Source organism: Pectobacterium actinidiae, from assembly GCF_000803315.1.
Taxonomy (GTDB): Bacteria; Pseudomonadota; Gammaproteobacteria; order Enterobacterales; family Enterobacteriaceae; genus Pectobacterium; species Pectobacterium actinidiae.
The window spans coordinates 662,789-688,131 of record NZ_JRMH01000002.1; the positions used below are offsets into that span (position 1 = coordinate 662,789).

Genomic DNA, 25,343 nt, shown 5'->3' on the forward strand with positions numbered 1-25,343 from the left:
GGTCTACAGCTTTTCTGGAAAACGAAATGTGCTGGTTGAATAGTGAACTATTTGGCCAGCATTTTTTATGCTCAGCCTAATGTGGCTATCTCATCCGCTCACTTGCCAGATGATAAACGCCACTGCGCTCACGTTTGCCTACCGCCACCACGGCGATAACCAATATGTCGTCAATGATTTCGTAAACCAAACGAAAGCCTGACGCCCGGAGCGTGATTTTGTAGCAATCCTTCATCCCCCGTAACTTTGCCGAAGGAATATGGGGATTTTCGCAGCATTTTTTTAGTTTTTTGGCGAATTGCTGCTGAATGGTTTTATCGAGCTTGAGCCATTCTTTTAGCGCATCTTCCCTGAATTTGACGCGATAACTCATAGGAAACGATCCAAATCCACGTCAACCAGCGGCTGGTTTTTACGTTCGTCGATCAGCTTAACCAATTCCTGATCGTCCAGCGCATCCAGCATTTTTTCGTAGAGATCCGCAGGAATGCAATAGAACGCAGGCTGGTTGCGGTTCAAGATAGCCACAGGCAGGCCATCGCCAGCATTGACCGTCGCCATCGGGTTCTTTTTCAGTTCACTGATGCTGGCACTGGTATCACTCAATATAATATTCGGCATGACAGACCTCTAATGACCGGTTAATAGGTCTTTAAAATAAGCAGCTGAAGACCTGTTAACAAGTCTTTTGATGATTTTTTATGCCCGCTCAGAACGGCCTCTGGCCTGCGAGATGAAGAAAATGCCGCTTTTATCACGACATTTATCTGAATGGTGATAATGATTATCGTTAGTGTTTTGTTTATGGTAAGTTGCGGTGAATAGGGTTTATCCCGTGAACTGATTTTCCTTACAAAACATACGGCTTTCTCACTATGTCTTTAGCTACCCGTACAACGTCTTCAGCCTATCGGCTGTTCAATTTACGTTTAGAGAGCAAGACGCTGCTCTCGCCTTCATTGGTTCGCTGTGTGTTTACCGGCCCAGAAGTGCGCCAGATGAAACTGGACGCGCCGGATCAGCGCATCAAGCTGCTGCTTGCCAGCGAAAGCGGGGATCTGACCCCAATGGCCGTGAGCGATACCTGGTATCAGGACTATCTGGCACTGCCGCGCGAGCGTCGTCCAACTTTACGCACTTATACGCTGCGTTCCGTCTCACGCGAGTCACAGCAGGCAACAATCGATTTCGTGTTGCACGGCGATACCGGACCGGCTTCAAGCTGGGCGGGTCACGCTAAGCCGGGTGATGCGCTACAGATTGTCGCGCCCAACGCGGAAGCTGATGGCGACAGCGGCGGCTATGAGTGGGCACCGCACGAGGGCGTTGAGCAGGTGCTGCTGATTGCGGATGAAACGGCGCTGCCTGCGGCAATGGGGATTCTTGAACAGCTGGCGACTCAGCCTTCTCCGCCGTCGGTGCAGGCTTTTTTTGAAGTACCAAAAGCGGCTGACTGCGTGACGCCGGGCGACTTCCCGTTTGCGCAGATTCACTGGTTGCCGCGTGAGGAAACGGGCAGTACGGTATGGGGCGAACGCCTGCTGGCTGCGGTGCAACAGGACGTGAAGATTCCCGCCAGTGCTTGTACCAACCGGAATGAGATCGCACCGGAGACGCCAGAAGACGAGCTACTGTGGGAGCGGGCAACGGCGCATCGTCCATTTTACGCGTGGGCAGCGGGGGAATCATCTGCCATCAAACGGCTACGCCGCTATCTTCTTGATGAGCGGCACCTCGATAAAGAGACGATCAACTTTATGGCCTACTGGTCGCATCGCTAAAAGATAACATCAGGAGGGCGATCCCCTCCTGCGCTTATTGCCCCATCATCTCCGCCAACTGTTGTTCATCCGGCAGTCCAACCACTTGCTGTAGTTCATTCTTATCATTCAGGTAATAGATAGCGGGCGTGACGTTTGCGCCGAGTTCATCCATGAGTCGCTGATTATGCTGAATGTTATTCCAGATGTTGCGTGATGAAGTCTCGGGGAACGGGGGCACCGTTTTACCGTTCGACAGTTCATACTCATGCCAGGCTTTGGCCGGATCGCTGGCGGCAAGAATCGCGGCAGCATAACGCCCGCTTTCCGGTTTAATGACGCCGACCAGGAGTGTTTGCAACTGCACTTTTCCTGCTTTTACCCACGGCTGTGCCTGCTGCCAAAATTGTTTGCAGTACGGGCAGAACGGGTCAGCAAAGACGATGATTTTACGCGGCGCGTCCTTCGCTCCTTCGGTGATAAACGGTGCCTGCTGTAGTTTCTGCCACATCTCCCGACCGGCAGGTACATACACTTCCTGTTGAATCAGCGCTTCGCTCAGGTTATTGCCTTTTTCGTCATACATATAGCCTGAAATCGCATGTTTACCATCCGGCGTTAAGTAGATGGTGACACCCATTCCCTGATAGCTGCCCAGCCAACCTTGTACGCCGCCGGGCGCGGTGAACGGCTTGATGATCGTAATGCCCTGTTTTTCTATGTTTTTCACCGCATCAGGCAGAGCATCTTGCGCCAGTGACGAGGCGGAAAGCGTTAATAAGGTGAGTGTGAGGGAGAAGCGTTTTATCATGGTATTGCGCCTGTATCGTGGATAATGCTTGCCGGATAGCCTAGTGGAGAGGTGTCAATAAGGGGAGTTTATTTACGCTTCCTGAATCAGAACCGGATGGTGGCCTGTCGTTATGCGATCTGCCGTGGCGTGACCGAAGAGAGTGGTGTGGTAGGCTCTGCACAGTACGTAATTAGGATTGATTTCGCCTGAGAGTGGCGTTCCATCTTGCGTCATTCTCGTGGAGAATGGTGCGTTTATGCTGCATTTCCCTGCTGGAGTGATGAATTACCGTGACCCTGACCGAATCGCTGATGGCTTTTACGTTTGCTGCGACCTTGCTGACCCTGACGCCGGGTCTGGATACCGCGCTGATTTTACGTACCGCTACCGTTGAAGGCAGTAAAAAGGCTTTTCATGCCGCGTTTGGTATTAACGTTGGCTGCCTGATTTGGGGCGCAATGGTAGCGTTTGGTCTGGGCACGCTGATTGCCGCATCGGAGCTGGCCTATAACATCCTGAAATGGTGCGGTGCTGCCTATCTCTGCTGGCTGGGTCTGCAAATGATCCTGAAACCCAGAACTGAACTGGTGATGGCTGCGCCACAGAGCGCACCGAAGCAGCAGAACTGGTTTATCCGTGGCATGCTGGGCAACGTATTAAATCCAAAAATCGGTGTGTTCTACGTTTCATTCCTGCCGCAGTTTATCCCGGCTGGCCATTCAGTGGTGCTGTGGACGTATCTGCTGGTGCTTATTCATGTCGTTATCGGCACGCTGTGGTCGTCTACACTGATTGCCGCGACGCGTCCGCTGTCGGGTTTTTTGCGCCGTGGTTCGGTAGTTAAATGGATGGACCGAACGACTGGCGTTGTTTTTTTAGCGTTCGCTGCACGTCTGGCTTTCTCCCGACGGTAAGTTCTGCGCCACAGCACCGATACCCGCAGTGACGCAGCAAGACGTTTGATTCTGAAGCACTAAATCCTTTCTGCATCGAGAATGCTCATAAGATTCAGGCGGTGTCGATAGCACCGCAGCGTCGTATCAATCGCCTCCGCAGGCATAAAGGAATCCCGATAGGTTGATTCAACGCATTCAGCTTCTTTGATGAAGTCTGCCAGTAGCTTTTTGGTCAGGTTCTCACTCAGCCCGATACGCTGTCCGAACAGAATAAAATCCATACCAAGATATTCTCCGTATGCAGTTTCAAATTCTGGCGCGAGTGCTTTATCCCCTTCTTCTTGAATCAGCAGAGGTAGTGCCATGAAGCAGGAAGAAAAATAGGTGGGATAGGGGGCGACGGAAACAAAATCATAAATCGGCGCCAGCATTAACGAACCTGAGCGCGAATGTATCAGCCCAAAATTACGCAGGTGCATGTCGTTGTTACCCAGCATGTAGGCGTAAGCGATACGGCGAAACAGATCTATTTTGAAGACGATATTGTCATTCACGTGTTTGCTAAGGAATAAAGCCAACCGCTCATAACTGACGTATTGCCTGCCATCCGTGTGTATTTTACCGAATTTTTCACCGATCCCCATCGCACCGTCCAACTGTTCCTGATGGATAGGGTGGCCCGTTTTTTCGTCGCGGTCGAAGCGCTTAATAACGAAAGCAAACTCAGGTTCGTCATCAGCCTGCTCTGGTTTAAAGCGAAGCAACCCGTGTGGCGGAACGGCAAACCCCAGACGTGCCATTAGCGTCATCGTGGCATGTTCGTTTTCTGCCAAATGGGGAAATTCACTCGGAGAAGGCTTGAGGATGTACAGCCCTTGATGATCAACGACGGTAAACGCCCGTTCTTCTAATACCATCTGAATTTTGGGCTGATAGCCAGAGATGCTCATGCCTTTCTGTGCTTGTGGCAAATCGTGCATAAATTGCTGTCGGGTGAAACGTAAGGTCGGGGAAGCGTGCATTGATCCCGTCAGATGCTTCAACCCTTTACGGCTATAGCCTGTGGCACTTTCTTCTTCGTGTGTCAGCGGTGTCAGCAAAATTCGACATCTTGTCATGGCTTATCCTCCCCGATCAGTTGCACGGCACCGATCAGGTTCTTACCGTTTTGAATGAGGATGCCAAATAAATCCTTCTCATCCAGATGCTGAAGCTTGCTGTACTGTCGCCGGAGCCAGCCTTCGGGAGCTAATGAGGCAAAATAAGGCGGTAATGTCTGGCTGCGAAATGTTCCGGTCTGTAGCGGTAGGCTCAAGGATAATGGCGGGCCGATGTAGGACTTTTTATATTCAAACAGATAACCGTCATCGTCCTGACTTAACTGGCCGATGTGGACACCGTAAAGGTAGACCTTTACTTGACGGCGCACAGTTTTATCCCTAACGCGGAACAGACGCTATAAACCGTGGCAAATTTCACCTGAGCGGGGTCTTTGAATAAGCGCTTTAACGTGGATAGGGATACGCCAGTCTGTAGCTCCAGCGTAGCGAGTTCGATGCCCAGTGCCTTACGCCGCGTATTTAGCTGTGCGCCAAATACATCCAGAGAATGAATGTGGTCTTCCAGCATAACCTCTTTGCTGGAGGCATCGCTACGCGCGAGTTCATGCCTGAGTTCATCGATCGCTTCGCTAATGGCGTCGAGCTTTAGTAATGTTGGTGCAGTGGCAGGAGTGTTCATAAATGGACTCTACCTTCTAAATATAACCGATTATCGGTTAAGTATAGCCCTTAGGTTTTCTTAATATCCATATGTAATACTTTCTTGTTGGTTTTTACTTAATTTGGCTCATTTATGACACTAAAAATAAATAACATCAGGCGGCGCAGATATCGTGTCGCCTGATTTTCTATCGTGCAACGCTGATTAATGCTCCGGCCAGAACGGCTCACCTAGCGTAAGCATCAGTCGATTAGCCCAGGAGAAGAAAGCGGCTGACTGCACCACATCGACAATCTCCAGCGTATCCAGTCCCTGTTCTTGCAACTGCTTCAGGTCGTTGGCGTTGACCTGTGCGGGCGTGGCGGAAAGACGTGCCGAGAAATCGATAATCGCCTGCCAACGCGGACTTTGCCCGATGCCCAAATCGCCGCCGGGGACGACATCTAATAGTCGCTGTACATCGCTGTCCTGCTTGGAGAGCTGGCTGGCTTTACGGGCATGCACCGAGGCGCAGTAGATGCAGCCGTTAACCTTGCTGGTGACGGCGGCGATCAGTTCTCGCTCTTTACGCGGCAGGCCGCCTGCGGTATAGAAAATTCCTTTATCCGTCAGCGTGCGCTGTTCCAGTACCGGGAGATTGCGGCCTAGCAGACGAAAATAGTCGGAATCGGTGTGGCCGAAACGCGCCAGAATCGCCTGCTCATCCGCATTAAATTCGGCCAGCGGTTTGGGGGCGATCCACGGTTCCCAGCCCAGTTCCGCCTGAGTGAATGCCTGTGGCGCAGACTTACCGCTGTGCGTCTGCGGCTGGGTATGCCACTGACCCGCGACAGCAGCCTGCGAATGCGGTTGGCTGACACGATGGCCTGCAATCAGACGATAGCCGCGCAGCAATCGACTTTGAAAATTCACAAACGCGATGAGCTGCGATAGCGTCACGATATCGTCTACTGACCAGCCTGCTTTTTCCAGCGCGGTGACGTGTGGCGCCGCCGCCTGCACGGGCGTTTTCGTCAGGCGTTCGGCATGATCTAGCGCCAGCTGTAGCGCCGGTGTTAGCTCGGGTTCAGGGAAGTCCGCCAGCCGCTCGGCATAAAAATGCTGTAGCTGCTCATCCTGCTGCCAGCCGCTGATTTTTGTCGCAAACCAGAAGCGCAGCGATAGCGGTAATGTCGCATTGTCTGCGGCGTCGACATTAAACAGCGCGTCGTAGCTGCCTTGGGTATGGCGGGTTGCCGCATCGCGGGTTTTTCTGGCTGCCGCGAGAGTGGAATCTGGGCTGATTTCAGCCAGCGCATCCAGTACGTCATGGGTGTGTAGCGTGTTAGTGTGCGTCATGCAATCTCCTGCCCGATCGGGCTTTTCTGTTTGACGGCGGGCTTCCAGCCCAGAGCGGGGGCAACTTGAGTCGCAATCAGTTCAAGCGAACGAAGGATTAGCGCGTGCGGCGGATCGATGGAATGCACCTGGAATGTCACATCGGTTGCGCGTTCCAGCGAGCTGTCAGCCCGCAGTGACGCAATCACATCCTGCGCGGTACCGACATGGCTATCGAAGGAGGCGATCAGCGCCTCTACCGAGTCGTGAGGGATCGGGCGGAACGTACCGGAACGGGCAGCGGAGCGATTAAGCCCTTTCTCTGCCAGACTCAGCGCCAGCTGACGATCGTCAGCCACGAAAACGCTGCGCGAGCTGAGAATGCGTGGGGCGACGCCAGCGGGCAGCGCGGCCAGATAAGCGTCGATCATCGGGTTTTGTAAGTCGGCGAGCGTGGCGTCCGGGAAATGTTCTGGGCGCGGCTGGGTACGGGAAAGCATCAGGCCATCGCCCGCTTTACCGGCACGCTCGGCACCTTCGATGGAAAATGTGGCTTGCCAGACGCGTTTATCCAAATGTGGGGCGGCAGGGTAAAGCCGATTACCGTCTTCGCTCAATGCTTCCCCCCGCCACGCGGCGCGCAGCTTTTCCAGATAACGCCCGAGGATTTGTCCGCGCTGTGTGCTGTCATGGCCGAACGCGGCGAATGAGGACGGCGTGCCGCCGGAACCCACGCCGACTTCCAGCCTGCCGTTGCTGAGTAAATCGAGCACGGCGGTATCTTCCGCTACGCGTAACGGTTCTTCCATCGGCAGCGTAATCACGCCAGTACCGAGCTGGATGCGTTGGGTCTGTGCGGCGACCAGCGCCAGAAACACCAGCGGTGAAGGCAGCCCGCCTTCATCGGCGTGAAAGTGGTGCTGTGCGACCCAGGCGCTGTCGAAGCCTAATTGTTCTGCTTTGACGATCTGTTCCGTTGCCAGCCGATAGCGTTGCTGGGCGGAAGCGTCATCCAGCAACCGCGTAAAAAATCCCAGACGTTTCGTTGCCATTCTACAGTCCTTGGTTTAGTGCGAATGTGGGTTCAGTGTGAATGTGGGGAGGGTGAAAGCGGGCAAAAGCCGGATGTTGCTGTCCGGGGATGGCCTCGATGAGTTCACGGGTATAGCGATGTTCGGGCTGGGCGAAGATCTGTTCCACCGGGCCGGATTCAAGCTGCTTGCCGTGGTACAGCACGGAAACGGTGTCGGCGACTTGGCGTACTACCGCTAAATCGTGCGAAATGAACAGGTACGTCAACCCCAGTGATTCCTGTAGCTCAGTCAGTAAACGTAGAATCTGCGCCTGCACGGTGACATCCAGTGCGGAAACCGCTTCGTCCAGCACCAGTACCTGTGGTTCCAACACCAGCGCCCGGGCGATGGCGACACGTTGGCGCTGACCGCCGGACAGTTCACGCGGCTTGCGTGATAGCAGCGCGACGGGTAGGGCAACGCGTTCGAACATCTCATGAATTTTTCGCTCCCGCTGCGCAGCGGTATGGCGATTAAAATTGCGCAGCGGTTCCTCGACGATGTCATATAACCGCTGTGACGGATCGAGTGAGCCAAAAGGGTTTTGATAGACCAACTGAATTTTCTGCCGGAACTGACGCAGCGCTTCACCTTTCAGGTGGGTGATGTCGGCGCCGTCGATCAGAATGCGCCCGTCGCTGGGATGATGGAACCCGAGCAGGCTGCGCGCCGTGGTGGTTTTACCGGAACCGGATTCGCCCACAATGGCGTGCGTTGTGCCGCGCGCCACGCTGAAAGAGACGTCATCCACCGCCCGAAAATGTTCACCTTTACGGCCTGACAGGGGAAAGGTCTGCACCAGATTTTCGACCGAGACAATAATGTCAGATTCCGATGTGTTGGCACGTTGTGGACGTGGGCTTGGGTTTAGCGACGGAACATTCGCCAGCAGCGTGCGCGCATAGTGGCTTGACGGCGCACTTAGTACCTCAAGCGTTGGGCCTTGCTCCTGAATGTAGCCGTTCTGGAAAACCAGCAGGCGATCGGCACGTTCGGCGGCGACGCCCAGATCGTGGGTGACGAACAGCACCGCTGTGCCATTTTCGCGCCGTAGTTCATCAAGCAGATCGAGAATACGTTTCTGCACCGTGACATCCAGTGCGCTGGTAGGTTCGTCAGCAATAATCAGCGCGGGCTTCAACGCAATCGCAATGGCGATCAGGACGCGCTGTTTCATGCCGCCGGACAGCTCGTGCGGATACTGCTTCGCCCGCAGTTCCGGCTGGTTTAGCCCCACGCGTTCCAGCAGCGCCAGCGTTTTCCGGCGAGTGCTCTGGCGATCTTCCCGCTGATGAATCCGCAGAATCTCGTCCACTTGCTCGCCGATGGTCTGCACTGGATTCAGGGAACTGGTGGGATCCTGTGGGATCAGGCTGATCTGCGCACCGCGTACGCTGTCCAGCCGCTTCTGCGACCAGCCGCTGATATCCACGCCGTTCAAGCGAATAGCCCCACGCGTTAGCCTGCCATTCTCGGCCAGTAAACCGATGACGGCCTGCGCGGTGGTGGTTTTCCCTGAACCGGATTCCCCCACCAGCGCCACCACTTCACCGGGCTGAATATGAAAAGAGACGCCTTCGACCACAGTCTGCTCACGATCGTCACTGCGATAGGCAATCGTAACGTTCTCCAGAGCTAACACAGGCACGGCTGCGCTGGTTTGTAAGCTGGCTGACAGGCTCATCGTTCCGTCCTCCTGATCGACTGGCTGATACGGTTGGCGGACAGCACAACTAACACGACAATCAGGCCGGGGAAGGTGGTTAGCCACCAGGCGGTTGCGATATAGTTGCGGCCTTCGGCAATCAGCAATCCCCATTCCGGCGTGGGCGGTGGTGCGCCGTAGCCGAGGAAGCTGAGTGTGGAGATGGCCAAAATCGCGCTGCCGAATTGCAGAGCGGCAAAGGCGAAAACGGTGGTCAGTGAATTCGGCAGAATATGTCGCCACAGCACGCTGAAAAAAGTACCGCCGCTGCCATAGGCGGCTTCGACATAATCGCTATGGCGTACGCGCAACACCTCTGAACGCACCAGACGGGTAAAGCTGGCGACGGAGGTGACACCTACGGCAATCGCGGCGTTAACCGTGCCGAAACCCAATAGGATGATAACGCTCAGCGCCAGCAGTAGGCCGGGAATAGCCAGTAAGACATCAATGCTGCGCATCACGATGCTATCCAGCCAGCCGCCAACGGCACCCGCCAACAGGCCGAACAGGCAACCGAGCACCAGACCCAGACCGACGGCGATAAAGGCGCCTGAAAGCGAGTGCACCGCGCCATAAACAATGCGCGCATAGAGGTCGCGCCCCAGTTGGTCGGTGCCGAGCCAGTAGTCGGCGTCAGGTGCCAGCCGCTGTGCGCCCGCGATGCCTTCCGTCGGGCTATAGCTGGTAAACCAGCCGGGAAACAGTGCCCAGAGTACGACGGTCAGCATGACCAGCCAGGCCAGCGCCAGCCCCGGCTGAAAGGCGTAGCGACGCAGAAGCGGCCGCTTGCGCAGAAGAGGAAACGTGATTTTTTCCAGTGGTACGGTAGTCATAGCGTGGCTCCTGGCGTTCTTTTCAGGCGCGGATCGAGAAGGGGATAGAGCAGGTCGACGACCAGATTGACGACGACAAAGGCGGCGGCGGAAATCAGTACGATGGCCTGTAACACGCTGCTGTCCTGATAGTTCACGGCTTCCTGTGTCAACTGGCCGAGCCCGTTACGCCCAAACACGGTTTCGGTAATCAGCGCCCCCGCAATCAGCTCACCCAACAGCAAACCGGCGATGGTCAGCGTGGGCAGCATCGCGTTACGGGCGATATGTCGCCAGAGCACGCCGCTGCGGCTGGCGCCTTTCGCACGGGCGACGGCAACAAACGGCTGGGTTTGCACCTGATCGATGCTGCGCATCAGCACCTGAGCGAGCGGGGCGGAGATTGGCAGCGCCAGTGTGAGAACCGGCAAAATCAGCCCTTCCCATTCGCCGGGGTTAATCACCGGAATCAGCCCCAGACGGAAAGAGAAGATCTGAATCAACACAATGCCGAGCCAGAAGGTTGGCACGGAAATAAACAGCGATGGCAGCGATTGCAGTGCGGTGCGCAGCCACTGAAACGGCGTCAGCGTTGATAAGAACGCGAGGGCGAACGCCAACAGCCCGGCGGCGATGAAACCCAGCACCGCGAGTAGCAGCGTCGGTGGCAGATTGGCGGCGATAAGCTCGGTGACCGGCACGCCAGCCTGAAGAGAGAGACCGAGATCGCCACGCAGTATCTGGGCTATCGCATGAAAATATTGTGTGAGTACAGGCGTATCGGCGCCGTAGGATAAACGCAGCTGCGCGATCTGCTCGGCGCTCAGGCCGAGCTCTGGGTTTTGAAACTTGATCAGTACCGCATCACCTGGCATCGCCTGAAGCAGGATAAAAGACAGGGTGAATGCCGCCCACAGGACGAGCAGTGCCTGACCGATGCGCAGTGCCAGATATCGGTTCATGATGATCTCCTCCCTCTTTCTTCTGTGTTACTTATCCAGCCAGGTGTTGTAAAAGCTGGGGCGACCAACGGCTTCAAACGCGATGCCTTTTGTGGTGGGCGCGCCTGCAAACACCTGCGGCTCTTCAAAAATAGGAATGACATAGGCCTGATCGATCAGGTAGCTCTGCACTTCGCCAACCAGTGCCAGTCGCTTGCTGCGGTCGGTTTCAGCGGCGATGCCATCCAGCAGCGTATTTAGGTGCGTATCGACAAAGGTGTTCACCTTGTCGCTGGAGCCGCCTTTTTGCAGCAGAACGTTGCGTACCGTCGGGTAATATTGGCTTTTCAGCACATCCGGGTCGGCACGGCCTACCATCGCTGGCGCTACGCCAGTTTTCAGCGGGTCGAGGCTATCCACGGTTTTGCTGCCAGCATCCCCCGCTAGTACATTCAGCTTCACGCCGACTTTTGCCCACTGTTGAGAAACCAGTTGCAGCGTTTCTTTGTTCTGCGGTTGCGGCAGGGATTCATAGGCGGTTAGCTCCAACGTTTTGCCGTCTTTTTGCCGTAATCCCTGTGAACCGGTTTTCCAGCCAGCCTCATCTAACAGCTTGTTGGCCTGTGTGGGATCGAACGTGAGCTTGCTGGAGAGATCGACATAGCCTGCGGCGGTTTTAGCCAGCGGTGACGTGGCTTGTGGGTAGTTGTCTGAGAACAGCGTATCAATGATCTCTTTGGTATTGGTGGCGTGCAGCAGCGCTTTACGCACGCGAATATCAGCGACCAGCGGGTTATCTGGGCGGAAAACCACGCTGTTATTCACGCCGCGTGTCGGTGGCGCATAAAGATTGAAGCCCTGACTCTGTACCCGCTTCTCATCATAGGCCTGAATCTGACGAATGAAGTCCGCCTGACCTGATACCAGCGCGCCAATACGCACGCTATCTTCTGGGGTGACCAGATAGGTAATGCCGTCCAGATAGGCACGTCCCTGATGCTTCGATTTAACCGGCGCCCAGTTGTAATCCTTACGGGCGGTTAGTTTCAGTTCGCGCCCCAGTTTCTCGCTGCTCACCACAAACGGGCCAGAGCCGATAATGTTTTTGGCATTGCCTAACTGATTGAAATTGCGCTCAAGCGTACTGAGGGATACCAGACCAGAACCGATGGCCGACGTGCCTTGCAGGAAGCCCGGAGACGGCTTCTTAAAGTAAAACTTCACCGTGAGCGGGTCGATAACTTCACTGCGCAGGTAGTTATTGATGACTTCTGAAATCGGCTGGTTGAGCGCCGTATTTCCTAATCCGTAGGTATCAAAATTTTTCGCTACCGCGTTGGCATCCAGCGGGGTGCCGTCAGAGAAGGTAATGCCGGGACGAATCTTGAATGTGTATTCCGTGTTATCCGCATTGACGGTCCAGGATTCTGCAACCCACGGTTCGATTTCCAGTGTTTCCGGGTTCTGGTATGTCAGTTTATCGGTGATCTGGTTGAGAATGCCGCCGTTCGGATAAAACCCGCCTGCGGGGGTATAGAGATTGGTGTGCGCCTGCTGTTCCAGATAAACCAGCGTACCGCCGATTTTCGGCGCGTCGTCCGCTGCCTGTGCGCCTAGCGCACCACCCAGAAGGAACAATGAGGCAAAAATAGTGAGTTTCTGATGAGGATGCAAAAAAGTCGCCACGATGGTTTTCCTACATGTGATGGTTTTTATTAAATTTGTTTTTTATCAGGTGAATATGCGTGTCGATTACGTCCTGATACGGGGAATACAGCAGAAGACGTTAACCGCTCGTTACAGCCGATACTTCCATAGGAGGTAGGAAACAGCAAAGAACAATACCGGTATTGGTTATCCAGTTTTAGGTAGAAAGAAAGGGAATAACGTTAATGAATTGGGACATCGTTAAGTGGGGTGAAATATATTGATAGTGCTTTTTAAGTGAACCTTTTAAGATCGAAAAAATTCAACGCCCGTATAGTCAATTTAAGATATTTTTATTATGCGTTTACGCTTTCGCTTTCCGCTAGGCACGGCAGCATTATTGACGCTTTCAGGGTGTGGCGCATTATCAAATATGTCTATTGATGAATCGGATGCCGATGTTGTGCGGCTTGCCTGCAATCAAGATTTAACCGCTGAGGTCGATAGTCTGGCCGTTCCTTTCCTTAAACAAAAAGCGATACCGGGCTTGGTTGTCGGGGTGCTAACGGCTGATGGAACGATGCGCAGTTGGGGATATGGTTTTACGGATCGCGATCACCGTTATCCCATTACGGGAGATACCCTGTTTGCCGTTGGGTCGGTGAGTAAAGGGTTTATGGCGGAAACCACCGGCATTCTGGTAAAGCGGGGCATATTGCGCTGGGAAAATACGCTTGAAGAACTCCTGCCTGCTCATATTCTCTTAAGCGACAGTGCAAAAAAGATCACGTTACTACAGTTGGTTACCCACACGTCGGGCTTACCTCGGCAGATGATGAATATGCAGATGCTGGGGCTTTTTGCCGAGTATCTATTTACCGGGAATAACTTCTATACGCTATTGGATGACGATCGGGTATTGGATTATTTGGCTGACTTTACGGTACCGACGAATCCAACGCCGACGTATTCAAATCTTGGCTATGCCATTCTGGGGTATGTTCTACAACTGAAAACGGGCGAATCCATTGATCGTTTGGTTAATGAAACTATTATCGAACCTTTAAGACTGGAAAACACCAGTTTTACCCCACAAAAATTAACGCGCTTTCCCTACCGAGCGATTGGTCACGCTGGCGATCAGCCTAAATTTATTCTGCGTGGTAAGCCGATACCTGACTGGCACTTTTCTTCCAATATGGTAGGTGCCGCCAGTTTGTATACCAGTGCCAATGATCTATTGAAATTTGCTCGTGCACATATTTATCCGACGGGCTATTACGCGCTGGACGAAGCCATAAACGATTCAATGAAAACGTATTACAACCGCACCAAACAGGCTGCCAATATTGCCTGGATTACTGATGAGGTTGGCACACAACATATTACCTATCAGGTGGGATATATTGGCGGTTATTCAAGTTATATCGGGTTAGATCGCCAGAATCGTATTGCCGTGGTCGTTCTGCAAAATAGCTTCAATTGGGATAATAACCTCGGTCATACACTGATCTCGCGTATTGGTCAGGCAATCCATTATCAGGGCGTGTGTAAGATTTAAAAATCGGTTCTCTACATAATCCGACCCGCACGTCTCCAGAAACGCAGCAAACATCGTGACTGGAGCGTGAAGGGCATTTTGAAAACAAACGCTTAGCGATGATGACCTGGCTCTATTTCAAAACCTGCGGATTCACGCAGTTTTCTTTTACCTGACCGCTCAGGGCGGCAATCAGGTTATCAACGGCACAGGCGGCCATGTCGTAGCGCGTTTCGTGCGTTGCGGAACCGATGTGTGGTAGCGCGACGACGTTGGGTAAATCCAGCAGGGGAGAATCGACAGGCAACGGTTCTTTGACGAAAACATCCAGACCTGCGGCCTGAATCGTTCCTTTCACCAAGGCTTCCGTCAGTGCCTCTTCATCTACGACGGCACCGCGACCGATATTAATCAAAATGGCGCTGGGTTTCATTTTTGCCAGCTGTTCGCGGCCAATCAGATGGTGAGTTTCTGCCGTCAGCGGCAGCGTGATACAGAGGAAATCAGACTCGGCTAATAGCGTATCGAGATCGCAGTGACGGGCATTGAAACGCTGCTCCGCTTCGGCGTGATGGCGGCGTGCGTTGTACAGAACCGGCATGCTGAAACCAAAGTGGGCGCGTTGTGCGACGGCCAGACCGATACGACCCATCCCCAGAATACCGATAGTTTTATGGTGAACGTCAGTGCCAAACCAGTCGCTGCCGACCCCCCCTTTCCATTCACCCGCTTTAACCCGCTCAGCCACTTCCACGACCCGGCGTGCGCTGGCGAGCATCAGTGCAAGAACCGTATCCGCCACGGTTTCTGTCAGCACGGTTGGGGTGTGCATGAGAATCACCCCTTTTTCATTCAGCGCGTCGACGTTAAAGTTGTCGTAACCCACTGAAATGGTGGAAGCCGCGCGTAAACGCGGTGCGTGTTGCAGGAAGTCTTTATCGACCTTGCCGCCGGAACCAATGATGCCTTCGGCCGTTGCCAAGGCTGGGTGATCGAGTGAGGGAAAGGCGTCAAGTTCAGTGACGGTGAAGTGTTGGTCTAAACGCGCACGTAGATCGTCAGACACTTTTTTATACAGGATAACGCTAGGTTTCATCACAAACTCCAGCAGATTAAGGAAGTTAACGTAGAAATAGCTCATGGAATAATCGCGTAGCTGGCGAGAGACTGCAAGTGATACCGCCCCCGCATCTGCCCAAGGTTAACCGCGATTAATGGGGGATTTGCACGATGTACTGATATCCCGTTGAGTCGATGACTCAGAGGTGATCTATTAAACCCGAGGGAGCCCCCCTATTTCGTCCACTGCATGATCAGCGCCGTGGCCTGTGTATCCTGATTGACGTTTTCCTCAACGACGACAAACCTTTGCTTATGGTAGAACCGGCAGGCGCGCGTATTCTGCTGATACACCTCCAGACTGAGTAAGGGGTACTGTGCCTGAACATGCTGGATCAGCGCTGTACCAATCTGCTTTCCATAATAGGCTTGTTCCACAAACAGCGCGCCAATGAACCGTTCTTTCAGCACGCAGATAAAGCCGATGAGGCTTCCTTGCTCTTCATAAACCCAGGTTTGCGACTGGGGAATATAGATCTCACGTACCGCGCTGGCGCTTTCTCGCCAGTAATCTTCACGAATAAACGGGTGTGCCAGAATGGTGCTTTTTAGCCAGAGCTGCATCAATGGCTCAAGATCACGGCCGCGGTAAGGACGGATCATGAACTGCTTTCCTGATGACAAAAGCAGTCGGTGACATGGTCGTTGACCAATCCACCCGTCTGCATGAAGGCATAACAGATGGTTGAACCGATAAATTTGAAGCCACGTTTCTTCAGGGCTTTTGACATGGCATCTGAAACGTCCGTTTTGGCGGGAACCTCTGCGAGCGAAGCCGGGTGATTGAGACGCGGTTGGTGTTCGACAAAAGACCAAATGAAGTGCGAGAAGCTCTCACCCTGACTTTCCATCGCCACCCACACTTTTGCATTGGTGATAATCGCCTCGATTTTTCCGCGATGGCGGATAATGCCGCTGTCCTGCACCAACCGGTCCACGTCATCCTGTGTCATCTGTGCCACTTTCTCAGGATCGAACTGGTGGAAGCAACGACGATAGCCTTCGCGTTTTTTCAGGACGGTGATCCAGGAAAGACCGGCCTGCTGGCCCTCCAGACACAGTAACTCAAACAGCTTCTGGCTGTCGGTGCAGGGCTTCCCCCACTCGTTATCGTGGTAATCCTGATATAAGGTGTCTTGTGTAACCCAGCCGCAGCGTTGCATACCTTTCTCCTGATGAGGGTGAGCTGTTCATTGTAAGGCAGTCTGTTACAAGTAGGCTTCGATCATGGCATTTACGGTGCTGTATATGCAACCAGTGTTTTGCGGGCGTGCTCGCAGATATGAAAAGTCGTTTACGGATGGGGCGGAAAGTCGTCGCGGAATCGTGAATAATGCTTTGCCAACAGCTCAAGGCTGTTTAATCGATCATAAGAAAAGCAATACCCTAAATAATTCGAGTTGCGTGAAGGCGGCAACCGCGCGAGTCCCCAGGAGCTTACTCAGGTAAGTGACTGGGGTGAGTAAGGGCAGCCAACGCACAAGCAGGTTGAAGTATGACGGGTATAGACAGAGACAGGGGTACAGGGAATGGCAGTAGAGTGGATAGCAGCCTATCTGGCATTAGGCGCGGTGGTAGGTTTTATGGCGGGATTATTGGGCATTGGCGGCGGCGGCATTATGGTGCCAGTGCTGACAGCGCTGTTTGCCGCGCAAGGTGTAGATAATACGCATTTGGTACATCTGGCATTGGGAACGTCAATGGCGGCGATCGTCGTCACGGCCATTTCCAGCCTGCGGACGCATCATCAGCATCAGGCAGTGCTGTGGCCTGTGGTGGTGCGGATTACGCCTGCCATCCTGATCGGAACATTCGCTGCCACCTGGCTGGCAACGTTGTTGCCGACGCGGGCGCTGGCGATCTTTTTTTCCTGCTTTATGGCCTACGTTTCGCTGCAAATGGTGCTGAATATCAAACCAAAACCGCAGCGCCAGTTGCCCGGTACGGCAGGCGTTTCGCTGGCGGGATTGGTGATTGGCAGTATTTCGGCGCTGGTGGCTATCGGCGGCGGGTCGCTCACCGTGCCGTTTCTGACGTGGTGCAACGTCCGTATTCAGCAGGCGATTGGCACATCGGCGGCGGTTGGGTTACCCATTGCCCTTTCCGGCGCGCTGGGCTACATGATTAACGGCTGGTCGGCGACTGGGTTGCCTGACTACAGCGTCGGCTATGTATCGCTGCCCGCTGTTCTCTTGATTTCTGCCGTCAGCTTCTTCACCGCGCCCGTTGGTGCCCGTCTGGCGCACCGTCTGCCTGTCGCGACGCTGAAAAAGGCCTTTGCCGCGCTACTGCTGCTGCTGAGCCTGAAAATGTTGCAGACCGTTTTTTCAGGCTGATCCTGAAATTTGAAAGATGATGACGGGGGATTTGCACTTGTTGCCGCATTCTGGCTGTATATCTTGCGGTCAGAGGGTATACTGGCGCATTCCTTATAAATCCACTTGTATCGCGCGCGAATCCAACATGCAAAAGTTTGATACCAAGACCTTTCAGGGCCTGATCCTGACGTTACAGGATTACTGGGCTCGCCAGGGCTGCACCATTGTTCAACCATTGGACATGGAAGTCGGCGCAGGCACTTCACATCCAATGACCTGCCTGCGGGCACTGGGGCCAGAACCGATGGCCGCTGCTTATGTGCAGCCTTCTCGTCGTCCGACCGATGGGCGCTACGGCGAAAACCCGAACCGCTTACAGCACTATTACCAGTTTCAGGTCGTCATTAAGCCATCACCGGACAATATTCAGGAGCTGTATCTCGGTTCTCTGAAAGAGCTGGGCATGGATCCGACCATTCACGATATTCGCTTCGTGGAAGACAACTGGGAAAACCCAACGCTGGGCGCATGGGGCCTGGGCTGGGAAGTCTGGCTGAACGGTATGGAAGTCACGCAGTTTACCTACTTCCAGCAGGTTGGCGGTTTGGAATGCAAACCCGTGACCGGTGAGATCACCTACGGTCTGGAACGTCTGGCGATGTACATTCAGGGCGTCGATAGCGTTTACGATCTGGTCTGGAGCGATGGTCCGTTAGGGAAAACCACCTACGGCGACGTGTTCCATCAAAACGAAGTCGAGCAATCGACCTACAACTTTGAACACGCTGATGTCGATTTCCTGTTCAGCTGCTTTGAGCAATATGAGAAAGAAGCGCAGCATCTGCTCGCGCTGGAAAAACCGCTGCCTTTACCGGCTTACGAACGCATTCTGAAAGCGGCGCACAGCTTTAACCTACTGGATGCGCGTAAAGCGATCTCGGTTACCGAACGCCAGCGCTACATTCTGCGTATTCGTACCCTGACCAAAGCGGTTGCGGAAGCTTACTATGCCTCGCGTGAGGCGCTGGGTTTCCCGATGTGTAATAAGAAAGAGAGCTAAGAGGCAGCGATGACTGACAAGACTTTTCTGGTGGAAATTGGCACGGAAGAGCTGCCGCCGAAGGCTCTCCGTAATCTGGCAGAATCCTTTGCCGCGAATTTCACGGCGGAGCTGGATGCCGCCAACCTGGCACACGGTGACGTAAGCTGGTTTGCCGCGCCGCGCCGTCTGGCGCTGAAAGTGGCACGCTTAAGCGCATCTCAGCCCGATCGTGAAGTAGAAAAACGGGGTCCGGCGATTTCACAAGCGTTTGATGCAGAAGGTAAACCGACCAAAGCAGCAGAAGGCTGGGCGCGTGGCTGTGGCATCACCGTTGAGCAAGCTGAACGTTTGACGACCGATAAAGGCGAGTGGCTGCTGTACCGCGCCCACGCGAAAGGCGAACAGGCGCAGGCGCTGCTGGCTGGCATGGTAAACACCGCATTATCGAAGCTGCCGATTCCAAAATTGATGCGCTGGAGCGACAAAGAAACGCAGTTTGTGCGTCCGGTGCACACCGTAACGATGCTGCTGGGTGAAGAACTGATTCCCGGTAAGGTATTGGGTATCGATTCCGCTCGTACTATTCGCGGTCACCGCTTTATGGGGGAAGCTGAATTTACGATCGATAACGCCGAACAGTATCCGCAGATTCTGCTGGAGCGCGGTAAAGTCGTCGCCGACTACGATGCGCGTAAAGCGAAAATCAAAGCCGATGCAGAAGAAGCCGCACGCAAGATTGGTGGTAATGCCGATCTGAGCGACAGCCTGCTGGAAGAAGTCACCTCGCTGGTGGAATGGCCAGTGGTGCTGACTGCGAAATTTGAAGAAAAATTCCTCGCTGTGCCGTCCGAAGCACTGGTTTACACCATGAAAGGTGACCAGAAGTATTTCCCGGTTTACGACAACAGCGGCAATCTGCTGCCTAACTTCATCTTTGTTGCCAATATCGAATCCAAAGATCCACAGCAGATTATTTCCGGTAACGAAAAAGTGGTGCGTCCGCGTCTGGCTGATGCCGAGTTCTTCTTCAATACCGACCGTAAGAAGCGTTTGGAAGATCACTTGCCGCGTCTGGAAACCGTCTTGTTCCAGCAGCAGTTAGGTTCATTGCGCGACAAAACTGACCGTATTCAGGCGTTGGCTGGCTGGGTTGCTGGTCAGATTGGTGCCGATGTGGATCACGCAAAGCGTGCCGGTCTGCTGTCGAAGTGTGATCTGATGACCAACATGGTGTTCGAATTCACCGACACGCAGGGCGTGATGGGGATGCACTATGCGCGTCATGATGGCGAAGCGGAAGATGTTGCTGTTGCGTTGAATGAGCAGTATCAGCCTCGCTTTGCCGGTGACGAATTACCGTCTTCTGCGGTGGCGTGCGCGCTGGCAATTGCCGACAAGATGGATTCGCTGGCAGGGATTTTTGGCATCGGGCAACACCCGAAAGGCGACAAAGACCCGTTTGCGCTGCGTCGTGCCGCCCTCGGTGTACTGCGCATCATCGTCCAAAAGCGTCTGCCGCTCGATTTGCAGACGCTGACCGAAGAAGCCGTGCGTTTGTATGGCGATAAGCTGTCTAACGCCAAGGTTGTGGATGACGTGATTGAGTTCATGCTCGGCCGCTTCCGCGCCTGGTATCAGGAAGAAGGCCACAGCGTGGATACCATTCAGGCGGTATTGGCGCGTCGTCCTACCCGTCCGGCTGATTTCGATGCCCGCGTGAAAGCCGTCAGCCACTTCCGTTCACTGGATGCCGCAGCGGCGCTGGCAGCGGCTAACAAGCGTGTTTCCAACATTCTGGCGAAGTCTACCGATACGCTGAATGAGAGCGTTAACGCTGCCGTATTGAAAGATGCGGCGGAAATTACGCTGGCAACGCACCTTGTCGTGCTGCGTGACAAGCTGACGCCGCTGTTCGCTGAAGGTCGCTATCAGGAAGCGCTGGTTGAACTGGCCTCATTACGTGAGCCTGTCGATGCATTCTTCGATCAGGTGATGGTCATGGCGGAAGATGAGCAGGTTCGTGTGAACCGCCTGACGCTGCTGAGCCAACTGCGCGAACTGTTCTTGCAGGTTGCGGATATTTCCGTCCTGCAATAACGACGATAGCACCACTATCATCTCAGCCCCCGAATAGGTTTTCCTGTTCGGGGGCTATTTTTTTCTGCATTACAGAACGCCTCACCCCTGTGGTCGCCTCGTGTATCTCGATGCTTGAACAATCGGTATTCGTTGTCAAACCTGGCCTATTTCTACACAGCCAGCCTGATTCGACTATGCTTATGTCGTAGAAAATCTTGTCATGGAAAATCCGTCGTCAGCGTGTTTTGTCTGAGTAAAGCAACGGTTGGCGGGGCAGTAAGCATAACAGGAGTAGGGAATGAAAAGGTTGATGACGTACCGTTCACGCTGGCTACTGCCAGTTCTGGTTATTTTAGCGGCATTGCAGTTGGCTGCCTGTGGTGATAGCGAAGCCGATCAACGGAAGGCATTCGTTGCGTTCCTGCAAAGCGTACAGTCGCAGCAGGATGGAAGGCTGCCGACATTGACGGAAGAGCAAAAGAAGAACTTTGGCAATTTTGCCAACGATTATGCGATCTTAACCACCTTTTCTCAGCAGTTTAATCAGGCGGTGTCCGGCAGTTTAACGCCGATGCTGGGGCAAATTTCCCGTATTCGCGTCCCTAAAGACTATCTGACACAGCGTGATGATCTGCGGCAATCCATTGGGACGATGAACCTTTTGAGCCAGCATGTGCAGGCAGCAAAAGTGCAGGCAGACAATGCCCACCGAACGTTAAAACAGCCTGAAGAGGTGCAAATACCCTATGAGCGGTTGTATGCACGCACGGTACTACAGCCCACCAACGCGCTGTTACCCGCGATTCCGAATGCGATTGCATTTGCACAGAACCTGATTCAGATCGGTGACTTCCTTCAGGCTCAGGGCGATCAGGCCGTGTTTAATGGCGCGTCTGTGCAATTCCGTACGCCGCAGCAGGTGGCGCAATATAACAGTATGGTGGCGGCGTTACCCGTGCAGCAGCAGAATGTCATGAATGCGCTCAGAGGGATAAATGGCGTGAATTATCCCTAGCAGAGTCCATGTCCCAACGCGTTAACGATGCGATATGGCGGAGAGGTATTCTGGATAAGATGAACGCGGTTGGTGAGAGGGTGAAAATAAATTGTGATTAACATCACATAAATAAAACAAAGGCGGGGTTTGAAAGTGTGATTCAAATCACATATAGGGCGCTGTGTTTGTCTAAAAATCTGTTTAGTTTTTCATTTTTAATGGTTTTTTGTGAAGTAAATCACCTATTTGTATCGTTGATGTAGGGTGGTTGTGTGATTTTTGTCACATTACCGCCGTGGAGTTGCGGTATGAAAACAGCGTGTTAGAGTCCGCGCTGCATACAGTAATAATGACGGAAGTATTCTTGTGGTAATCGGTGTTTTATTGCCACTCCGTCTCACGATAATGACCACGCGCTCTTATTGTCAGCGCGTTTCAATAGGGGTGTGTTTTTATGCTTTCACCAGATATTAAGATCAAAGTGCAAAACTTTGGTCGCTTCCTCAGCAATATGGTGATGCCCAACATTGGCGCCTTTATCGCCTGGGGTATTATTACCGCGCTGTTTATCCCCACCGGCTGGTTCCCCAATGAAACGTTGGCGAAGCTCGTCGGTCCGATGATTACGTATTTGCTGCCATTGCTGATTGGTTATACCGGTGGACGTCTGGTATTCGGTGAGCGTGGTGGTGTCGTGGGTGCCATTACAACGATGGGTGTGATCGTCGGGACCGATATCCCGATGTTCCTCGGTGCCATGATTGTGGGCCCGTTGGGCGGCTGGACGATCAAACGTTTTGACCGTATGGTCGACGGTAAAATCAAGAGCGGCTTTGAAATGCTGGTCAACAACTTCTCTGCCGGTATCATCGGTATGTTGTTGGCAATCCTGTCGTTTTTGGCAATTGGTCCGCTGGTTGAAGTCTTCTCTCAGGTGCTGGCTTCCGGCGTTAACCTGATGGTACAGAACAACCTGCTGCCGTTTACCTCTATCTTCGTTGAACCGGCGAAAATTCTGTTCCTGAACAACGCCATCAACCACGGTATCTTCTCACCGCTGGGCATTCAGCAAGCGACGGAAACCGGCAAATCTATTTTCTTCCTGATCGAAGCGAACCCAGGCCCGGGTATGGGCGTGCTGATGGCTTACATGTTCTTTGGTCGTGGCAACGCGAAAGAATCAGCACCGGGTGCGGCGATTATCCACTTCCTGGGCGGGATTCACGAAATCTACTTCCCTTACGTGCTGATGAATCCGCGTCTGATTATCGCGGTGATTCTGGGCGGGATGACCGGCGTGTTTACGCTGAGCGTGCTGGGTGGCGGTTTGGTTTCTCCTGCGTCTCCTGGCTCCATTTTGGCGGTATTGGCGATGACGCCAAAAGGCGCTTACTTCGCTAACCTTGCGGCTATTGCTGCGGCTTTTGCGGTGTCCTTCATCGTGTCGGCGATTCTGCTGAAAAGCACGAAGCAAAAAGAAGAAGATCTGAGCGACGCAACGCGCCGCATGCAGGAAATGAAAGCGTCTTCTAAAGGCACGGCGGCGACTAACGTCGGTGTCAGCGGTGATATGAGCACTGTGCGTAAAATCATCGTCGCGTGTGACGCCGGTATGGGTTCCAGCGCGATGGGTGCTGGTGTGCTGCGTAAGAAAGTTCAGGATGCCGGGCTGGCCAATATTTCGGTGACCAACAGCGCGATCAATAGCCTGCCGGACGATGTCGATCTGGTGATTACGCACCGCGATCTGACCGAGCGTGCGATGCGTCATGCGCCGCAGGCACAGCACATCTCATTGACCAACTTCCTTGATAGCGGTCTGTATAGCGATCTGGCAGCCCGTCTTGTGGCCGCGCAGGGTGCGGTGAAGTCTGAGGCCGTTGCGACGCCAGCACCTGCTGTTGCCGATGCACAGACTAATCTGTTCCAACTAGGTGCAGGCAATGTGTTCCTGAATCAGCATGCAACAGACAAAGAGCAGGCAATCCGTTTCGCGGGTGAACAGCTGGTGAAAGGCGGCTATGTTGAGCCTGCGTATGTTGAAGCGATGCTGGAACGTGAAAAACTGACGTCCACCTATCTGGGCGAATCGATTGCCGTGCCGCATGGTACGATTGAAGCGAAAGACCGCGTGCTGAAAACGGGCGTTGTCTTCTGCCAATATCCTGAAGGCGTTCGCTTTGGCGATGAAGAAGATGAGGTTGCGCGTTTGGTTATCGGTATTGCTGCCCGCAACAACGAACATATTCAGGTCATCACCAGTCTGACCAACGCACTGGATGATGATGCCGTCATTGAACGTCTGGCGCACACCCTGGATGTTCAGGAAGTACTCGACTTACTCTCCGGTAAAAAGAGTGCCTAATTGATGTGGCTAGTGCCGCCTTCGGGCGGCCTCTTTTTATGTTTTTTTAAGGTTATGTCTCATGAAAGCATTACATTTTGGCGCAGGTAATATTGGCCGTGGGTTTATTGGGAAATTGTTGGCCGATGCCAACGTCGAACTGACATTCGCTGACGTCAATCAGCCGCTGTTGGATGCCCTGAACAGCCGTAAAAGCTACACGGTGCGGATTGTCGGTGATAACACGCGCATTGATACCGTCAGCAACGTGAGTGCCGTTCATAGCGGCAGCCAGGAGGCCGTCGCGCTGATCGCCGTAGCCGATCTGGTGACGACCGCTGTGGGGCCGCAGATTCTGGAAAAAATCGCCGGAACTATCGCTCAGGGGCTGGTTAAGCGTCATCACGACGGCAATACCCGGCCGTTGAACATTATCGCCTGTGAAAATATGGTGCGTGGCACCAGCCAGTTAAAACAGCATGTGTTGAAACTGCTGCCGGAAGGCCATCAGGAATGGGTTGTTGAGCATGTGGGGTTCGTGGATTCCGCGGTGGATCGCATCGTGCCGCCTTCCGAAGCTGGTAGCGACGATGTACTGGCGGTGACGGTAGAAACCTTCAGCGAATGGATTGTCGATAAAACCCAGTTCTGCGGTGAGCCGCCAGCGATTCCTGGTATGGAACTGACCGATAATCTGATGGCATTTGTTGAGCGTAAGCTCTTCACGCTGAACACCGGCCATGCGATTACGGCCTACCTCGGCCAGCAGGCGCGTCATCAAACGATCCGCGATGCGATTCTCGATCCGAAAGTCAGAGCCGTGGTCAAAGGCGCAATGGAAGAGAGCGGTGCGGTACTCATCAAGCGCTACGGTTTTGATGCGGATAAGCACGCTGCCTATATCAACAAGATCCTCAGCCGCTTTGAAAACCCCCATCTGCACGATGATGTAGAGCGCGTTGGCCGTCAGCCGCTGCGCAAGCTGAGTGCAGGCGACCGTTTGATCAAGCCGCTGCTTGGCACGCTGGAATACCATTTGCCGCATGACAACCTGATGACTGGCATTGCTGCCGCGATGCATTATCGCAGTGAACAAGATCCGCAGGCGCTGGAACTGGCTGAGTTAATCCGTACTCAGGGACCGCAGGCGGCGCTGGTGCAGATTTCTGGCCTGGATGCTGACAGCGAGGTTGTCGCGCAAGCAGTGAATGTGTATAACGCCATGCAGTAATCGG

At 53.7% G+C, this 25,343-nt stretch carries 24 protein-coding genes; 9 read left to right on the forward strand and 15 right to left on the reverse strand.

Features of this window, described 5'->3' with window-relative positions; translation table 11 throughout:
* Window positions 1-85 precede the first annotated feature (85 nt).
* Both KKH3_RS20425 and KKH3_RS20430 read right to left on the reverse strand, forming a co-directional pair.
* Window positions 86-373 carry a type II toxin-antitoxin system RelE family toxin gene (locus KKH3_RS20425; RefSeq protein WP_039363923.1) on the reverse strand — a complete coding sequence of 96 codons (288 nt, stop codon included), beginning with the start codon at window positions 371-373 and terminating at the stop codon, window positions 86-88.
* Window positions 370-621, reverse strand: a complete 252-nt coding sequence (locus KKH3_RS20430) for a type II toxin-antitoxin system Phd/YefM family antitoxin (RefSeq protein WP_039363926.1) — start codon at window positions 619-621, stop codon at window positions 370-372. Before KKH3_RS20430 ends, KKH3_RS20425 begins: the two co-directional genes overlap by 4 nt.
* A gap of 254 nt (window positions 622-875) precedes the next feature.
* Between KKH3_RS20430 and KKH3_RS20435 the strand changes: the two genes are divergently transcribed.
* Entirely contained in the window at window positions 876-1,781 is a 906-nt protein-coding gene (locus tag KKH3_RS20435; protein ID WP_039363929.1) for a siderophore-interacting protein, read from the forward strand.
* Window positions 1,782-1,815: 34 nt separating this feature from the next.
* Here the strand turns inward: KKH3_RS20435 and dsbG are convergent, their stop codons facing one another.
* The gene (gene dsbG, locus KKH3_RS20440) at window positions 1,816-2,571 is read right to left on the reverse strand and encodes a thiol:disulfide interchange protein DsbG (protein WP_039363933.1); all 756 of its coding nucleotides are present in this window, start codon (window positions 2,569-2,571) and stop codon (window positions 1,816-1,818) included.
* A gap of 272 nt (window positions 2,572-2,843) precedes the next feature.
* Here dsbG and KKH3_RS20445 point away from each other — a divergent pair, with 272 nt between their 5' ends.
* Complete coding sequence (locus KKH3_RS20445) at window positions 2,844-3,467, forward strand: LysE family translocator (RefSeq protein ID WP_039363936.1); 624 nt, start codon at window positions 2,844-2,846, stop codon at window positions 3,465-3,467.
* A gap of 59 nt (window positions 3,468-3,526) precedes the next feature.
* On the opposite strand, the gene KKH3_RS20450 is transcribed toward KKH3_RS20445, so the two are convergent.
* From KKH3_RS20450 to KKH3_RS20490, 9 genes are all read right to left on the reverse strand, one after another.
* Window positions 3,527-4,567 carry a type II toxin-antitoxin system HipA family toxin gene (locus KKH3_RS20450; RefSeq protein WP_039363940.1) on the reverse strand — a complete coding sequence of 347 codons (1,041 nt, stop codon included), beginning with the start codon at window positions 4,565-4,567 and terminating at the stop codon, window positions 3,527-3,529.
* The gene (locus tag KKH3_RS20455) at window positions 4,564-4,878 is read right to left on the reverse strand and encodes a HipA N-terminal domain-containing protein (RefSeq protein WP_039363942.1); all 315 of its coding nucleotides are present in this window, start codon (window positions 4,876-4,878) and stop codon (window positions 4,564-4,566) included. The genes KKH3_RS20450 and KKH3_RS20455 overlap by 4 nt, the downstream gene beginning before the upstream one ends.
* Window positions 4,863-5,189: a helix-turn-helix domain-containing protein gene (locus KKH3_RS20460; RefSeq protein WP_039363945.1), complete on the reverse strand. Its 327-nt coding sequence runs from the start codon at window positions 5,187-5,189 to the stop codon at window positions 4,863-4,865. The genes KKH3_RS20455 and KKH3_RS20460 overlap by 16 nt, the downstream gene beginning before the upstream one ends.
* A gap of 186 nt (window positions 5,190-5,375) precedes the next feature.
* Complete coding sequence (locus KKH3_RS20465) at window positions 5,376-6,509, reverse strand: alkylhydroperoxidase domain protein (protein ID WP_039363948.1); 1,134 nt, start codon at window positions 6,507-6,509, stop codon at window positions 5,376-5,378.
* A complete protein-coding gene (locus KKH3_RS20470; protein ID WP_039363951.1) occupies window positions 6,506-7,540 on the reverse strand; it encodes a putative FMN-dependent luciferase-like monooxygenase in 1,035 nt (344 codons plus the stop codon). The genes KKH3_RS20465 and KKH3_RS20470 overlap by 4 nt, the downstream gene beginning before the upstream one ends.
* 1 nt (window position 7,541) lies before the next feature.
* Window positions 7,542-9,245, reverse strand: a complete 1,704-nt coding sequence (locus KKH3_RS20475; protein WP_039363954.1) for a dipeptide ABC transporter ATP-binding protein — start codon at window positions 9,243-9,245, stop codon at window positions 7,542-7,544.
* Window positions 9,242-10,102 carry an ABC transporter permease gene (locus KKH3_RS20480; RefSeq protein WP_039363957.1) on the reverse strand — a complete coding sequence of 287 codons (861 nt, stop codon included), beginning with the start codon at window positions 10,100-10,102 and terminating at the stop codon, window positions 9,242-9,244. Before KKH3_RS20480 ends, KKH3_RS20475 begins: the two co-directional genes overlap by 4 nt.
* Entirely contained in the window at window positions 10,099-11,043 is a 945-nt protein-coding gene (locus KKH3_RS20485) for an ABC transporter permease (RefSeq protein WP_010296559.1), read from the reverse strand. Before KKH3_RS20485 ends, KKH3_RS20480 begins: the two co-directional genes overlap by 4 nt.
* A gap of 27 nt (window positions 11,044-11,070) precedes the next feature.
* Window positions 11,071-12,708: a TIGR04028 family ABC transporter substrate-binding protein gene (locus tag KKH3_RS20490; protein WP_039363962.1), complete on the reverse strand. Its 1,638-nt coding sequence runs from the start codon at window positions 12,706-12,708 to the stop codon at window positions 11,071-11,073.
* Window positions 12,709-13,027: 319 nt separating this feature from the next.
* Here KKH3_RS20490 and KKH3_RS20495 point away from each other — a divergent pair, with 319 nt between their 5' ends.
* A complete protein-coding gene (locus KKH3_RS20495) occupies window positions 13,028-14,230 on the forward strand; it encodes a serine hydrolase domain-containing protein (RefSeq protein WP_039363965.1) in 1,203 nt (400 codons plus the stop codon).
* Window positions 14,231-14,342: 112 nt separating this feature from the next.
* Here the strand turns inward: KKH3_RS20495 and ghrB are convergent, their stop codons facing one another.
* The 3 genes from ghrB to KKH3_RS20510 all read right to left on the reverse strand — a co-directional run bounded on the left by ghrB (window position 14,343) and on the right by KKH3_RS20510 (window position 16,491).
* Entirely contained in the window at window positions 14,343-15,305 is a 963-nt protein-coding gene (ghrB, locus tag KKH3_RS20500; protein WP_039364399.1) for a glyoxylate/hydroxypyruvate reductase GhrB, read from the reverse strand.
* 197 nt (window positions 15,306-15,502) lie between these two features.
* The gene (locus tag KKH3_RS20505; RefSeq protein ID WP_039363968.1) at window positions 15,503-15,931 is read right to left on the reverse strand and encodes an N-acetyltransferase; all 429 of its coding nucleotides are present in this window, start codon (window positions 15,929-15,931) and stop codon (window positions 15,503-15,505) included.
* Complete coding sequence (locus tag KKH3_RS20510) at window positions 15,928-16,491, reverse strand: DNA-3-methyladenine glycosylase I (protein ID WP_039363970.1); 564 nt, start codon at window positions 16,489-16,491, stop codon at window positions 15,928-15,930. The genes KKH3_RS20505 and KKH3_RS20510 overlap by 4 nt, the downstream gene beginning before the upstream one ends.
* A 366-nt stretch (window positions 16,492-16,857) precedes the next feature.
* Here KKH3_RS20510 and KKH3_RS20515 point away from each other — a divergent pair, with 366 nt between their 5' ends.
* The 6 genes from KKH3_RS20515 (at window position 16,858) to KKH3_RS20540 (ending at window position 25,339) form a co-directional block, all read left to right on the forward strand.
* Window positions 16,858-17,664, forward strand: a complete 807-nt coding sequence (locus tag KKH3_RS20515) for a sulfite exporter TauE/SafE family protein (RefSeq protein WP_039363972.1) — start codon at window positions 16,858-16,860, stop codon at window positions 17,662-17,664.
* A gap of 127 nt (window positions 17,665-17,791) precedes the next feature.
* Window positions 17,792-18,706, forward strand: coding sequence for a glycine--tRNA ligase subunit alpha (gene glyQ / locus KKH3_RS20520; RefSeq protein WP_010286428.1), 915 nt, complete (start codon window positions 17,792-17,794; stop codon window positions 18,704-18,706).
* Window positions 18,707-18,715: 9 nt separating this feature from the next.
* The gene (glyS, locus tag KKH3_RS20525) at window positions 18,716-20,785 is read left to right on the forward strand and encodes a glycine--tRNA ligase subunit beta (RefSeq protein ID WP_039363977.1); all 2,070 of its coding nucleotides are present in this window, start codon (window positions 18,716-18,718) and stop codon (window positions 20,783-20,785) included.
* 280 nt (window positions 20,786-21,065) lie between these two features.
* Complete coding sequence (locus tag KKH3_RS20530; protein WP_039363980.1) at window positions 21,066-21,782, forward strand: DUF3053 domain-containing protein; 717 nt, start codon at window positions 21,066-21,068, stop codon at window positions 21,780-21,782.
* A gap of 436 nt (window positions 21,783-22,218) precedes the next feature.
* Entirely contained in the window at window positions 22,219-24,129 is a 1,911-nt protein-coding gene (locus KKH3_RS20535; RefSeq protein ID WP_039363983.1) for a PTS mannitol transporter subunit IICBA, read from the forward strand.
* A gap of 61 nt (window positions 24,130-24,190) precedes the next feature.
* Window positions 24,191-25,339, forward strand: coding sequence for a mannitol-1-phosphate 5-dehydrogenase (locus KKH3_RS20540; protein ID WP_039363986.1), 1,149 nt, complete (start codon window positions 24,191-24,193; stop codon window positions 25,337-25,339).
* Window positions 25,340-25,343 lie beyond the last annotated feature (4 nt).